The 14,658-nt window shown below is 41.3% G+C and carries 13 protein-coding genes; 3 read left to right on the forward strand and 10 right to left on the reverse strand.

What is annotated here, in order from left to right; all coding sequences use genetic code 11:
- Positions 1–3 precede the first annotated feature (3 nt).
- From ACFE93_RS20515 to ACFE93_RS20530, 4 genes are all read right to left on the reverse strand, one after another.
- Positions 4–765, reverse strand: a complete 762-nt coding sequence (locus ACFE93_RS20515) for a DUF928 domain-containing protein (RefSeq protein WP_375475668.1) — start codon at positions 763–765, stop codon at positions 4–6.
- 706 nt (positions 766–1,471) lie between these two features.
- Positions 1,472–1,756: a hypothetical protein gene (locus ACFE93_RS20520; RefSeq protein WP_375475670.1), complete on the reverse strand. Its 285-nt coding sequence runs from the start codon at positions 1,754–1,756 to the stop codon at positions 1,472–1,474.
- A 58-nt stretch (positions 1,757–1,814) separates the two neighbouring features.
- On the reverse strand, positions 1,815–4,193 hold the full coding sequence (locus ACFE93_RS20525; RefSeq protein ID WP_375475672.1) for a CHASE2 domain-containing protein: 2,379 nt from the start codon (positions 4,191–4,193) through the stop codon (positions 1,815–1,817).
- A 203-nt stretch (positions 4,194–4,396) separates the two neighbouring features.
- Positions 4,397–5,851, reverse strand: a complete 1,455-nt coding sequence (locus ACFE93_RS20530; RefSeq protein ID WP_375475674.1) for an AAA-like domain-containing protein — start codon at positions 5,849–5,851, stop codon at positions 4,397–4,399.
- A 364-nt stretch (positions 5,852–6,215) separates the two neighbouring features.
- Here ACFE93_RS20530 and ACFE93_RS20535 point away from each other — a divergent pair, with 364 nt between their 5' ends.
- On the forward strand, positions 6,216–7,802 hold the full coding sequence (locus tag ACFE93_RS20535) for a calcium-binding protein (RefSeq protein ID WP_375475676.1): 1,587 nt from the start codon (positions 6,216–6,218) through the stop codon (positions 7,800–7,802).
- A gap of 143 nt (positions 7,803–7,945) precedes the next feature.
- Here the strand turns inward: ACFE93_RS20535 and lpxD are convergent, their stop codons facing one another.
- Complete coding sequence (gene lpxD, locus ACFE93_RS20540; RefSeq protein WP_375475678.1) at positions 7,946–8,998, reverse strand: UDP-3-O-(3-hydroxymyristoyl)glucosamine N-acyltransferase; 1,053 nt, start codon at positions 8,996–8,998, stop codon at positions 7,946–7,948.
- Positions 8,999–9,131: 133 nt separating this feature from the next.
- Complete coding sequence (locus tag ACFE93_RS20545) at positions 9,132–10,223, reverse strand: hypothetical protein (RefSeq protein WP_375475680.1); 1,092 nt, start codon at positions 10,221–10,223, stop codon at positions 9,132–9,134.
- A gap of 626 nt (positions 10,224–10,849) precedes the next feature.
- Here ACFE93_RS20545 and ACFE93_RS20550 point away from each other — a divergent pair.
- Entirely contained in the window at positions 10,850–11,107 is a 258-nt protein-coding gene (locus ACFE93_RS20550) for a hypothetical protein (RefSeq protein WP_375475682.1), read from the forward strand.
- Between the two features lie 117 nt (positions 11,108–11,224).
- Here ACFE93_RS20550 and ACFE93_RS20555 read toward each other — a convergent pair whose 3' ends face one another.
- The 3 genes from ACFE93_RS20555 to ACFE93_RS20565 form a co-directional block, all read right to left on the reverse strand.
- Positions 11,225–12,466 carry an NAD(P)/FAD-dependent oxidoreductase gene (locus ACFE93_RS20555; protein ID WP_375475699.1) on the reverse strand — a complete coding sequence of 414 codons (1,242 nt, stop codon included), beginning with the start codon at positions 12,464–12,466 and terminating at the stop codon, positions 11,225–11,227.
- 54 nt (positions 12,467–12,520) lie between these two features.
- The gene (gene rd / locus ACFE93_RS20560) at positions 12,521–12,682 is read right to left on the reverse strand and encodes a rubredoxin (protein WP_375475684.1); all 162 of its coding nucleotides are present in this window, start codon (positions 12,680–12,682) and stop codon (positions 12,521–12,523) included.
- A 261-nt stretch (positions 12,683–12,943) separates the two neighbouring features.
- The gene (locus ACFE93_RS20565; protein ID WP_375475686.1) at positions 12,944–13,138 is read right to left on the reverse strand and encodes a hypothetical protein; all 195 of its coding nucleotides are present in this window, start codon (positions 13,136–13,138) and stop codon (positions 12,944–12,946) included.
- A gap of 419 nt (positions 13,139–13,557) precedes the next feature.
- On the opposite strand from ACFE93_RS20565, the gene ACFE93_RS20570 reads away from it, so the two are divergent.
- A complete protein-coding gene (locus tag ACFE93_RS20570; protein WP_375475688.1) occupies positions 13,558–14,115 on the forward strand; it encodes an SRPBCC family protein in 558 nt (185 codons plus the stop codon).
- Positions 14,116–14,381: 266 nt separating this feature from the next.
- Here ACFE93_RS20570 and ACFE93_RS20575 read toward each other — a convergent pair whose 3' ends face one another.
- Entirely contained in the window at positions 14,382–14,570 is a 189-nt protein-coding gene (locus ACFE93_RS20575; RefSeq protein ID WP_375475690.1) for a glycosyltransferase, read from the reverse strand.
- Positions 14,571–14,658: the final 88 nt, after the last annotated feature.

The following is a 14,658-nucleotide window of genomic DNA, read 5'->3' on the forward strand; positions in this document are numbered from 1 at the left end:
TAGCTATTGGCAGCAGTCTACTATCGGTTCTGAAGCAATGTTATTTAAACCAACAGCTTGTAACATGGCAGCCCAATCAGTATGTTTTGGGTTTAGGCGGCGAAGTTCGGCTGAAGCAGTTAGGGAATCGTACCAAATACCATTGGTGGCATAAAGGGCAATGCGCTGGTTTGGTGTTGCTGTCTCTAACTGACTTTTCAAAATTGGATTTTGTTCCACCCTTTTAATCCAACCATTAACAAAAATAGGTGATTGTTGTAAATTACAGTAAGTATTGAAATACCAATGATAACGCTTGCCAATTTCTAATAAGGAAGTTGTCGATGGCAAAGAGAAGCGAACAACTCCTGGTGTCCCAGATAGTGAAACAGGGCTTTGATATATAGTTTCCCCCGCTTCATTCTGTAGGACGAATTCTGCCAAAACTGTGGCTACCTTATCAGGAACGTAAAACCAGAAAGTTGGATGAGAAGTAGTCGTTAATCCAAAGACTAATTCTGCATTGGCAAACTGATAAACCGGAACTAACGCTGTCAGTCGCTTTTTTTTAGATGTATCAAGCTGCTTGTCCATACTTTCGCAGCCGCGCTTTCCTCCGCCAACGCGATTACCGGGGGCGTTAATATCATCTGGTGGAGGAGGTGCGTTAAAAATCAGCGATGGAAGAATTTCAGATTTTACGGATTGTGCTTGAACTAGCGTGAAGCATAGCGATACTAAACTGATTACAAAAGTAATTTTCAGCTGTCGAAAACCTAATTTCATTTCTCAAAGCTTTTATTTATTTTTATTAGCAGGTGTCTAATTTTACAGATATAAAATCTGACTTTTTACAATGCCTCTTCAGAGTAGGGTGTGGGGTGTAAGGTGTAGGCTACACCCTTTCAGAGCAGAATAAGCCGACTAACGAAGGCTATTTAGATATTCAAAAGCATGAAAGGTATTTTCGGAAATTATACTTGCTCATAGATAGCAGTTCTCATTTAGATGTAGTTACAACATTAGATCGCAAGATGTAGGGGCACTATCTACAACAGTTTTCTTTTGCATGAAGTACAAAGCTACGGGTTTTGAAGCAGGAGGTAGAAACTTTTTATGAGTCCTGCATTTGTACCAATACAGTTCAGTTAAGAAAAATTGCTTTGTTGGGTTGCGCTTTGCTTAACCCAACAAAGCTCAGGAAATGTTGGGTTTCGTTCCTCAACCCAACCTACACAGTTTAAAATTTTTGGCGCTAACCCAAGCGTATTGGCATTTGTACCTCATTTACTTGCAAACTGCTGTAAATTTAATGAAAGTATTGTGGAATGGGCATCTTGCCCGCCCTAATTATGCAAGTTGAATGTAGAACAGCTTAGTAATCTTATTTGATTTGTGAGAATTGCAAGCCGCATATACCTGACGGGCAAAGTTACGGTAAGTTTCTTTGTTTATGCAGCCGCCATTTTTAATCGTCAGGTATATTTGCTGATTACTTTATCAAAATACCGAATTGCTTTATCAAAATGCCTGTTTGCTTCCTCAAAACACTTAAATGCTTTCTCAAAAGTTCATTTGACTTACTCAAAAGGTCATTTAACTTACTCATTTTGGTGTTTTCCGCAAGCAAAAGCTCATTTGACTTACTCAAAAGGTCATTTGACTTACTCATTTTGGTGTTTTCCGCAAGCAAAAGCTCATTTGACTTACTCATTTTGGTGTTTTCCGCAAGCAAAAGCTCATTTGACTTACTCATTTGAGTAATTCGCACGCTCATAACCGCTACACGAATATAGATGCACAGGGAAGTCTAGTCGAACCAGGCTACAAAACCCTTATTTTTCTCGGACTAGTAGATTGAGATGAGAAACGCTGTAGATTAGTAGACTACCTGTAACAACCAGAGTCAGCACGGCGGGAATTAGCGGTATCCAAATACCTTTCAGGAGCATAACAAAGCTAATTGCGGATATAACCCCAACTACAGCAACTCCGGCTAATCCCAAAAGCCAGGAATTACGAATGCGCCATGCTAATATTCCTCCAAAAACAGACCAGAAAAAGACCCACACAGCCTCACCCCAAACTGGCCAAACCCACAACAGGGTTCGCTTATCTAAAACTGCACTGAGAATTTGACTCACCATTTGAGCATGAACCATAACTCCTGGCATTTCCTGCTTATGCTCAGTAGTGTAAGGGGTAGAAAAATAATCACCGGCGCTTTGGTTAGTAATGCCGATCAGTACGATCCGATTCTTGACAAGATTGGGATCGATCGCACCCCTAAGCAAATCTTTTAAGGTGATTTGCTCAACAGCCTTTAAGGGATCAAAGGAACGATAATTTAGCAATACTTGATAGCCCCAGTCATCCAGTTGTTGATAACCACCTATATGCGATTCTCCAAAGGAGACACTTCGTGAACGCAATCGTTTAAACACAACTTGGCCTATCTGTAAATCTTTTTTTTTGGTGTACTTGACAGAAATGCCCTCAGCCTCTAGATAACGAAATGCCAATTGAGCGCTGAAGGCGTAAGGCGTAGTACAAGGGGATGAGTTGCTTGCTTTCATCGCAATCAAATGGCGGCGGAGAATACCATCGCTGTCTTTGACAAAATCGCTAAAGCCTTGACGCGCGATCGGAATTTCTGGAGGGGGTGAAACGCCGGGTTCATTAATTTGGGGTTCGCTGACTTTGCAAATTGCAATGAAGCGATCGCTGCGCCGCATCCAATTAGCTAAAGCTGTTTCCTTGGCATCTACAGGGAAATCACGATAAATATCTAAACCGATGGCTCGTGGTTGATACTGCTCTAATTTCTGCACCAAGAGAGCAAGGGCCCGATCTGAGAGCGACCCTTTTCGCTGCTGCTGTTCTGGAAGCTGAAAATCATCTTCAGCGATCGCTACTACCAAAAGGCGGCGATCTGGTTGTTCGCTAGGGCGCAGCCGCAACAGTTGGTCAAAAGCTTTTAGTTCCACAGCTTGTAGGAATCCTAGATACCGTACTCCCATTACCAAAGCTGTTACAACCACACTTAAAATCAACACAGTTTGAAGACGGCGCTTGCTGGGCAATGTTTGAGGCGGCTCTACTGATTTTGAGCTTGATAAGGTTTTATCAACCCAATTTTGATTAAAAACAGCAGCATAAATGCGGTTATAAACTTTTAAGAAACCCTGTTGCTTGACTACCAATCCTGATAGGCGCAATTCTATTTGCTCAGGACTGCTATTTGCTGTGATTTGACCTGTTTGTAAAATTTGCTGATAAAGCTCCAGCAATTGCTGAGTGCGTCGATAAAAAATGCGATCGCGAATCGTCCTCAGATGCTCCGGTTCATCTTGAGATTCCCAGTTGTCAATTATTTGAGAACGTACCAGTTTCTCAACATACTCGGCTTCAGCATTTGGTGGAATGGGAGAAGAAGATGTAATAACTAACTGGCAAAGTTTCTGAGTCAGAAAAGGTTGACCACCACTCCAAGTTAATATCTCTTGCAACACTTTTTGAGAATTACCGATACCTAATAATCCCTCAGCTAATGGTTGAGCTTCATGCCATTGGAAGCCGTTTAATTCAATTGCTCGACCAATGTTAAAAGGTGTCCGGTGTTTATCTTGAATCAAATCGTAGGGAGTTGTTACCCCTAACAGTGCAAAGGTAAGGCGCTGGTAAGCTGGATTATCAGCTCGTTTGTTATAACAAGCTCGAATCAGAGCTAAAAAATCATCCTTGAAGTTTAATTGGAGAATGCTATCAATTTCGTCTACAAAAATCACAATATTTTGAGACACTTCTAGCAGCAGCACTGACTCGATAAACTCACTCAAGCATTGTACAGGTGATAATGCAGAGCGATCGCTCCACCAATTCAGTACTTTAAATTTGGGAATGAAGCTACGCGCTAGCCTCCGCAGTACGCCCAAATACCACTCAGATGCAGTGATGTCTTGGCTACTAATTGCCGTAATATCGATAACACCACAGGCAATACCCTCTGCTTGCAGTTTACACATTGTTTGCACTCGCAGGCTAGACTTGCCCATCTGCCGCGAGTTGAAGACATAACAAAATTCTCCAGCCTTTAGGGCATCATAAAAATCTTTATCAGCTTGTCGCTGCACATAGCTCGGAGCATCAATTTGTAGACTTCCTCCGACTTGATATTTGTAAGCCGAGTTTTCTGATTTGCTCGTCCAATGCATCCTAACTTCCAGCTATCAGCAACATATCATCTAATTCCCTTGCCGCTACAAGATTACCTATTTATTCTTCTCTCTCTTCCTTGGCGTCCTTCTCTAACGAGACGCTTCGCGTTGGCGAAGCCTCTCGCAGAGAAGGCGTCCTTGGCGGTTCGTAAAAAAATTAGGTATTCTTCCCGCACGATAGGAGTAATTAAAATTTATAACTAACTGAGACGATTTTGAAAATATTGGCGGTACAAATTGCAGCGTGGCATCACCTTATTGTCATTACAATATACCACTAGACCCATGCTATGTAATTTAAACGCTGACTCCGAATCTAATTCTATCGGTACTAAACTCTTGACAACCTGGCTAAAAGCTGCAACTAAATTTGGATGATCGTTGAGATTACACAAATGCCCTCGGAGATGGTCTTTGTAAATTCCAGCTTCAGTTGAGGCTGTCTGCAACAACTGCTCAAGTGTGATGTCTTGATGTTGAACATGATAAAGAGCTAGCCGGACTAAATAAGGATGTCCTCCTACCATATCCATCAGTTCTTCGACCTGAGTATCAATCCAATTTAGTCCCTGATGACGCTCTACCAAAATTTGGACTTGTTCTTGATTAAACTCTTGTAATTCAATGCTCAACCCGACATTAAAGGGAGATTGATTGATATTTAGCGGAATATAAACTTCTTTAGAATGTACCAAAATTAGCCGGAGTTTTTTCCAGAGTTCGCTACTGCGATCGCCATACTTAGCATACTCATACCAAGCTCGTAATAGGTTAAAAAAGTCTTCAGCAATGTCACGATGTGGAAAAATGCGATCGACACCATCCAAGCTAATTACTAATGGGCTGTCGATTTCTTCTAACAAACACTCTTCAAAGTAAGCAGTGGTTTTATCCTTACTGCCATAAATGTTCCAATAATCATCTAACTGATGAAGCTGCTTCAGTTTCCTGCCAACACTTTCACAGAACCAACGTAAAAATGTATCCAAGCTGGCGAAAACTGCTTTATCTGCTAAATGAAAGCTTAAAGCTACTGTTTGACAGCCATGCTTTCTAGCTTCATCAAGAATCCTTGCCATTAGCGAGGTCTTGCCCATCTGTCTAGATGCTTTAATGCGAATTAGCGCACCTGGCTGCAAAATCTCTTGAAAACAGCGATCTTCAATTGGAGGGCGTTCAATATAAAAGTGAGAATTCAGAGGGACTTGACCTACCGGGAATTCTGCTTCTGCATTCAGTTGGGATGGTTCATTAGTTAGTAATGGTTCTTCATTTATTTCAAAACCTGAGTTGAGAGATATTATTTTCTCCCTTTTTAGTTGTGAATTAGATGACATCAGGTTTTGGGGCTGTAAAATAGCCTGCAATTGCTTTGATGACGCGGCAGTGCCGGAAAGCCGCTGCCGCTCTAATGCTGCCTGAAAATTCTTTTTACTAACCTTTTCACCAAATGCTGCTGACAGCATCTGCCAAAGCTTTGGGTCAACATCATGCTGTAGGTATTCGGTAGTGTAGCCATGAATTTGGGCAATTTCGTCATACTTCTTTCCTTGCCAAGAGCTACGAAGTATTGTTACTTCAATATCTTTCAGATGTCTTTTTGTCTGGGCAAAAACTGCTGCATCTAAGATTTTGAATGCTGTTTCAAAGTCCATTGCTCAGGGATGAATAACAACTATTGATCTATTCAGCTACAACTTGAATTCTCAACTTTCCAGATTTTTCACCAAATTCTATTCAAATAGCTGTAATTCATCCCTTAACTAGTTCAGCAAAGATTACTCACCTTAAATTTTCTTACCTAAGCTTAAATTGACCTCTTTTGTCATTTAATTTTTGGGAATCAAACTCCTTAAATTATCCATATTTACGTTCCTGAGTTCAAAAGGCAATCTGGTAATAACAGCAACCACAGTTATTGGGTTTTGGACAAATTTAGCTTTGCTGTTGAAATGTCCAAACTCTAAACCAGCGAAATAATACACAAACTCATAACCAAATCAAAGGAAACTTAAAATTATGGCGATTATTAGTGGAACCATAACTCCTGCTGATGACAAAATTATAGCTAATGGGGACAACGATAAAATCGATGCTCTAGCGGGTAACGATACGGTTAATGGTGGCGCGGGTAACGACACTTTAATAGGCAACTTTGGCAATGATTCTTTATTTGGCGGACTTGGTAACGATTTCCTTGATGGTGGATTCAACAGAGATACTCTCAATGGTGGCGCGGGTAACGACACTCTCAACGGCGGCGATGACAATGACACTCTTATAGGTGGAACTGGCAACAATCGCGTTAATGGCGGTGCGGGTAAAGATATTCTCATCGCTCAAAACGGGAACTTTTCGGCTCTAGGTGATGTTGGCGATACCCTGATTGGCGGTGCAGATGATGACGAACTGCGTGTCGAGGGAGCCTCAAATTATTTCTTGACCAATAATCAACTGTTTGTCAGTAATTTGACCCATCAGTTTTCTGAGGTTGAGAATGTCAGGCTCACTGGTACTTCGGGTAATGACACGATTAATGCCTCTCAGGCTCTGTTGTCAGGGCGAACCTTTCTCTTTGGTGGTGCAGGTAATGACACCATTATAGGTAGCCGTGGTCTTGACCAGATCAACGGTGGTGATGGTAATGACAGCATAGTAGGAGGAACAGGATTTAACTTCCTCCGTGGCAATAATGGCAATGACACCCTGATAGGTGGAAATGATGACAATAATCTTAATGGTGGGGAAGGAAATGACTTCCTCCAAGGTGGAGCCGGGACGGATAGTTTTGCCGATGGTGCCTTAGATGGAGCGGGTGATGACCAATACATCGGGGGAGGAGGTCAGGATTTCCTATTCATAAATGGCGACAATAACTTTGAGCTTTTCTCATTTGCAAATGACCCTAACAAAAGCCAACTCAAAGGTGGTAAGTTTGGCCCCTTTGCCAATCTTGACGATTCAGCCACAGGTACTGATACCCTCCAAGGTATTGAAAGCGTCGAAATCCAAGGAGGAGATAGCAACAATCGCATAGATGCCAGTCGTGCCAGCCAAAACGTCAACGTAATCCTTAATGGTCGTGATGGCAGCGATATTCTGCTAGCTGGTAGCGGTAATGATGTACTATTTGGCGGATTGGGCAACGATCGCCTTAACGGAAACGCAGGTAACGATCGCCTAAATGGCGATCTTGGCAATGATATTCTTTCCGGAGGCGCGGGTAATGATACCCTCTCTGGTGGTGGTAGCTTTAATAGTGGAGAGATAGATGTTTTAACAGGAGGAGTTCTATTTCAAGGGGTTCAATCTGTTGATACGTTCAGCCTAAATGACTCCTATCGGCAAGCTGGTCATGCTATTATCACAGATTTCTCTCTAACAGATGGGGACAAACTTAATCTTCGCGGTTCTGCTAGCGATTACACATTTGTACAGCAAAACTTCAATACTAATAATAGTATTGGTAGTGGTATTTTTTCAAATGACTCATCTATCTTAGATACAGTCATCTTCTTCGGTTCGCCAATTTTCGGCGACGTGATTGCTGTGGCTGAGGATGTCAGTTTGAGTGCTATCACTCCTGGGATTACATTTACTACCTAACGTTTTTAGTAATTAGCGATCGCTAATTTTTCCAGTTGGGAATGTATTTGCCACACCCAAATCAAATTCATTTAAACCTCCAAAAGATTCCCACCACTTCTTTACTCAGATTGGTAGTGGGAAGAATGGAGGTTTAAATCAAGTTAATCATTGCTATTTTTGAATTTACGTTGCAACTGTTTTAATGATTGATACATATCTGGCAGGCGACCATAAACAGCAGATACCTTGAGATATAGTTTGTAAGGAAGGGCTGGAGTTCCGCAGACAACTTCTCCTGGTGCAACATCGTTGTGAATTCCAGTTTGAGCAGATGTCATCGACCCATCTCCCATCTTCACTTGATTGACTATTCCTGTTTGTCCAGCTAAAATCACGCGATTTCCCAGTTGAACACCTCCCGCCATGCCAACCTGACCAGCGATCGCACAGCCAGAACCGATTTTGCAACCGTGACCTATTTGCACTAAGCTGTCAATTACTGTATTGCGACCTACTCGTGTTTCTCCAACGGCTGGGCGGTCAATGCCACTGTTGCAGCCAACTTCCACGCCATCTTCTAAAACTGTATAGCCAGATTGTTCCATTTTGAACCATCCAGTCCGGGTAGGAACAAAACCAAAGCCTTCTGCACCGATGACAGCACCACTGTGAATGACGCAATCTGCACCGATGTGGGTGCGTTCGTGGATGGTACAGTTAGCGTGTAAGGTGGTGCGATCGCCTATTTTGACATCTGGATAAATTACCACATTCGGATGAATGATTGCGCCATTGCCAATTTCTACCCGTTGTTGAATTACAGCATGGGGGCCAATATAAACATCACTACCAATTTTTGCGGTGGAGTGAATCACAGCGGTGGGATGAATTTCTGGGCTGGGGCGATATGGTTGGTAAAAAAGTGCGATCGCTTTGGCAAACAATAATCGTGGATCTGGGGTTGCTAGCCAGACAATACCTCTTTCTTGTGCAACCACCTGTAATTTTTCGTCCTGGGGCAAAATTAAAGCACTAGCATTGGTATTGCCGACAAAAGACCCAAATTTTGCACCTTCTACGTAACTGAGCGTACCGTTGGTAGCTTCATCAATGGCTGCTACCCCTGTAATTTCTGGGTCTTGGTCTGGGTTGCTAGTCAGGCTATGATTGGTGGCCGCGTCACCAAATTGACGGAGGATTTCGCTGAATTTCATTGTTGGGTATGTTCAAAATTGATCTACAATCGCAAGATAATTTTCCCTCTTTATGCTCCAATACAATAATTTTGTAAACGCGTAGCGATCAAACAATCAGACTGTTCCTAGATTAGCTTGGGGTTAGATTACTTCACTGACATTCTTCTGTTGATGGCTCTGGTTGTAAAGATGAGCCTACTTTCACAGAATCTTGTCTCAATAGCGTCTTGAGGCGTTGATTATCTTCGGTGGCAATCGTTTCACCATAGTGATGAAGTTGAAAAAGCTGGCAATAACGGTTTTGTTTGGCGCAAATCAAGCAGCCATAGGCATGATTGCCGTTAGTACCGCATAGCCGATGTCCCATCACCGGGCCCAGAGAAATATTTTGCTCGCTAGCAACAGTGCTGAGAATTGAGCGCAGTTTTGACTCGAACTCCAATGACAAGTATTGCTTACGTCCTGGTTGTGTACGATCCCATTCTGGAACGATTAATTCTTGTTTTAACAGACTCGCTTCAATCTCTTCAGACATCACAAGCCCAGACAGAATAACGTGACGGGAAACATGAGGCAATAATGTCCGTGCTAATTGCCACATTAAAGCTTCATCAAACCACTCTTCAACTAGTGGACGCAGATACCAACAACAGGGAATGCCAAGGTTTACTAAATCTTGCAGCAACTCTACCCGGCTCTGAATTGAAGCTTGCTCATAGCCTGGTTTCAAGGGTGGTAGACTAACAAAGACAGTGACTCGAAGTGAATGAGGCCGTTCTAAAGTTGTTTTGAGACGCTCTAGAAAAGATTGACCAGGATGGACTTTGGTGGTGATGTAAACGATGTTGGCAGCTTTGCGGTCAATAAGTGCATCCAGAATTGATAGTACGCGTTCTCGATGGACTGGAATAAAAGGGTCAGAGTAATCGCATAGTGAAATCGGAAAACCTTTTTGTCCCTCCTGGGTAGCAAAAATGTAGTCTAGCAAAAGATGGAGTAGGTCAACCGGGGCTGAAACATCCTGAAAATTTTCTGGATAATGATGCCATTCACGGTCTTGATGACAGACACAATAGGCACATTCGATCGGGCAACGATTCTGAGCGTTTGGCAAAAATGGATTAAGGCTAAAGTATTTGACAGCACGCTCCTCATCAGGAATACCAAGCACTGGAAAGCCATGTAGCATATACTGGCTTCCCTGCAACCTAATTTCAGACGCAGCATTTTTAACAGTATTCATATATTTTTTATGAAAAAAGTAATACACCCAGAAAAATTTGTCTTCTCTAGGGTGGCTGGTGTAAATGTAGAGTGGCAAGGTGGGAAATGCTGGAGGATTAATAAGAATTTTGATAAGTAAATATAGTTAAGTAGCGATCGCTTATTCCTAAAGAACTGGTAAATGGGCTGAGGTTAACACGGAGACGCCTTTCTAACAAGCTTTAAGAGTAGAGGTATACTACGATGTACACACAAATGCTAAAACTTAACTTAATAAGTCTTTATTTGCTATTTTTAGCCCTTTTTATGCTCTAATATAGTAATTTTAAATAATAGCTTTATTTTTGCCACTTTGTACTAACCAGATAATTATTAATTAAAATAGATATTATTTATCTTCTAGTAAGTTTGAGTTTTGAAATGATTAATAATATACAAGAATTAAAAGAGCGTTTATTTACTAGTGGAATAGTAAAAAATGAGCAATAACTACAAGGATGTACCTCAGAGTAAATTGCATACATTGAGAGTAAATATGGAGTTTTACCAAGGACTTACAGGGAAATCTTAGGCTGACTTGGGCATAGTGCCAGAAAGCTTGTTAGAGGATCGGAATTTGAGTTTTACTTCGACCAACTTATCAAAATGAATGAATGGCAGCAAGACGTTATCCTTGAGTCCATTGCTGAGGGAGAAGAATGTACACCCTTACTAGAAAAAGCTTTCTCTATCTGTGCTTTACATGGAGATCCGTGGTTTATTATTGCCGATGGACAAGATGACTGTTCTGTTTATTTTCTAGATGATAGTCGCACAATCAAAGAGTTTAGTAAATCTGTGATGGATTGGATAGAGGAATTTGTAGAACAAGTTGAATATTTGATAAGGAGAGGACTGAGCTAACATTTCAAAGTTATCTTTTTGAGAAGAAATAAATTTTAACGATAAGGGTTATAGGATTCTGCTATATTAATTTTTCTAAGTTCGTAGTAAGGACTTTAGTGCTTACTACGAACTCTTTTAAGCTATCTGGCTAGTCGCCATTGCCACACCTGCTAAATACCCAGTTGTCCAAGCACTTTGGAAGTTAAACCCACCGGTAACGCCATCAATATCTAAGATTTCTCCGGCAAAATAAAGACCAGGAACTAACCTACTTTCCATCGTCTTGAAGTTGACTTCTTTGAGCTTGACACCGCCACAGGTAACAAATTCTTCTTTGAAGGCTCCTTTGCCGTTGATTAAATATTGTCCTTGAGTAAGTTCTTGCACCAGTTGATTTAAGGTTTTACTAGATATTTCTGCCCAACGATCATCAGTGGTAATGCCTACACGGGCAATGATATATTGCCAGAGACGATGGGGTAGGTCAACGCCGCGATGCAATGCGATCGCTTTCTTTCCCCATTCATCCTTAACTGCTAAAACTTTTTCTCGCACTTGTTCTTGGTGCAAATCAGGCAGCCAATTAATCAATAATCTGGCTTGGTAGCGGCTTTCGTGCAGAACTCTCGCACCCCAAGCAGAAAGCTTTAAAACAGCCGGGCCACTCAAACCCCAGTGGGTAATTAGCAATGGCCCAGTTTGTTGCAATTGGGATTTTCCGCCCGCAGATAAGCGCAATTGAGCAGAGTTAACGCTAACTCCAGCCAATTCCCGCAGCTTTTGATCGACAATGTTGAAGGTAAATAACGAGGGTACTGGCGGTTCAATTTCATGACCTAACTCTCGGACAATTTTATAACCCGCAAGGCTACTACCGGTCGCCAGAAGTAGGCGATCGCATTTAATCGTCTCTCCCGACTTCAGAAGAATATCAAAACCCTCATCTGCGGAAGTTCTCACTGAAGTTACGTGTGTACCGATACGGAGTTTTACCCCAGATGTCGCCACCGCTTTAATTAGACATTCCACAATGGTTTCTGAAGTATTGGTGACAGGAAACATCCGGCCATCAGCTTCCGTTTTGAGATAGACTCCACCAGCAGCAAACCAAGCTACTGTATCTTGAGTCCCAAACCGAGTCAAAGCACCCCGCAAAGCTTTTGCACCTCTGGGGTAATTTTGCACTAACTCCTCAGCATCAAAGCAAGCATGAGTTACGTTGCAGCGTCCGCCACCAGAAACTAACACTTTCGCTAGGGGTTGGCGACTGGCTTCGAGTAAAGTAACTTGGGCATCAGGATTGGCTTTAGCACAAGCGATCGCGCCAAAAAATCCTGCTGCCCCACCCCCAATAACTACAATTTGTAACGGTAACAATTTCAAAAATGTCTCTTTTACAGCACCTACTTTCTAGGCTAGCTGTTATTTTTACTATTCATCAGGTTCAAAGTCGTCTTTTGTCGCACCGCAAGTTGGACACGACCAATCTTCTGGTATACCTTCAAAGGCTGTTCCCGGTGCTATGTCGCTATCTGGATCGCCTTGTTCTGGATCGTATATATAGCCGCAAACAGTACATTTATATTTTGCCATGTTCGTTTCCCCTCGTAAATTGTTGGCATTGCTTCCCTATTAAATACTTTTGCCAGTCAGTCAAAATAGGCAAGCTACAATTCTTAAACGAGACTACGGTATGAAAATCAAACCGCTTCGCAAAGTCATTAGTCCAAGAGAAACCACGCCCCTTGTGAGCGTAGTTTGAATTAGTCTGATATCATTATTTTTTTCACCCACAAGAAGCGAGGTATGTACCAAAAACTCTTGTATCTTAGACTAATAACCAATGACAAATGACTAAAAACGCCACCATGTCCTTTGGGCATAACTAATAATCGCGATCGCGATCGCCCCAAGTAGCAGTAGCCAAATAATTCCACCTGGGATAAAAGTGAGAATACCAATACCTCTGAGTACCCAGACGGCAACGCTAATGCCGAGAAGTATACCAAAAATCTGGATTAATCTACGATTTAAAGAAGATTGACTCACCTAATTTTCCTCTCAACTCAACAGACATTACACTTGATATTGATAATTAAAATATGAAGTTACGATGAAGTTGCAGTTTCATCATAAATACCACGTAAAAACCTAGAGATACTATCCAAACGTTAAGGTAAGGTACTTGATGTTAAATCGTGTTTGTGCCATTCTAGCTGTTAACAACGCAGTTTTTCATCTACAAGTATTACTTTGACAAAATTCACTGGAGTATTAATTATGTTAATTGTGATAAGAAACACAGCTTTTACAGTAAAGTAACTGAAATGATTAGCAAAGAATCATCCTTTCTGGAAAAGATAAGTATTAAACTGGAACTAATTTAATGGGTTGGATCTAAATCAAGTTTTATGGCTTGTAGTTTTAACTCTATTTAGGTGGATGAGTTGAGGAGTAACTTAATGATTATGTCTGCGTCTTATATATCAGATTCAATTATTGCAGGTTCAGATATGGCTTGGAGTCAAGACAAGCAAAAGTTGCTGGTACAGGGTGAAATTTTGGTAGAAACGCGATCGCACAAGATATCGGGTGGTTCAGTGACAGCCTGGATGTATTTGCCGATGGTGCGATCGCACGTTTGGCAGCAATTAACTGATTATCCCCGCTGGGTACAATATTTTCCCGATATCACCAAGAGTGAGGTAGTACATAAAGGTGAAGTCAAACGTCTGTATCAAGCAGCACAAAAAGCTTTCTTCTTTTTCACGGCTCAAGTGGAAATTTACCTCAATGTTGTAGAAGTGCTGGGTCAGCAAATCCAATTTCGCATGGTAAATGGGACTTTTGAGGATTTTGACGCTAATTTAGAACTAAAAGATTGTGGTAATGGCACAATACTTGCTTATACTGTGCAAGCGACACCTCTAATTCCAATTCCATCTATTTTAATTCAACAAGCGATGAATTTAGAGTTGCCTGCAAATATGCGTAAAATGCGACAAGTTATGTGTAAGACTCAATAAAAAATTCCGGCGTTGCTGATTTGAAGGATGAATTTGGTGGCTACGCGAACAAAACGCTGTCGAAGAGACGCTGCGCGTAGCTTGCTTTTATGCAGGAATAAACGGACAATTCTGAATTCTGCTGTATATGCCGTTCCACTACCACTTCTTATTTACTATTTAAATACGAAATCAATTTCATGAATCGATTTTTAATGATTGAGGTAATCGTTGCGGATACTTCTAAAAATAGAAAATTCTTAATGTAATAAAAATCATGATTCGATTCAATTAGAAATCCAGCGTATCTGGGAATATTGATTGGCGTAATATTTGATAATATCTATTGTTTTGTCAGTTGAGCCACCATCGACAATAATATGCTCAACTTCTGCAAAATTTTGGTTAATGACATTTTGAAGGCAAGATTCTATAAATTTCTCACCGTTATAAACTGGTGTAATTACACCGATCATTAGTTATTACTTCGCAAAAGAGACTGAGGATTGGAAAATATAGCGGTTCCTGATTGAGTGCAATACAGTATGGGATAATGGAGTATAT

Origin of the sequence: uncultured Nostoc sp. (genome assembly GCF_964247315.1) — a bacterium.
Taxonomy (GTDB): domain Bacteria; phylum Cyanobacteriota; class Cyanobacteriia; order Cyanobacteriales; family Nostocaceae; genus Nostoc.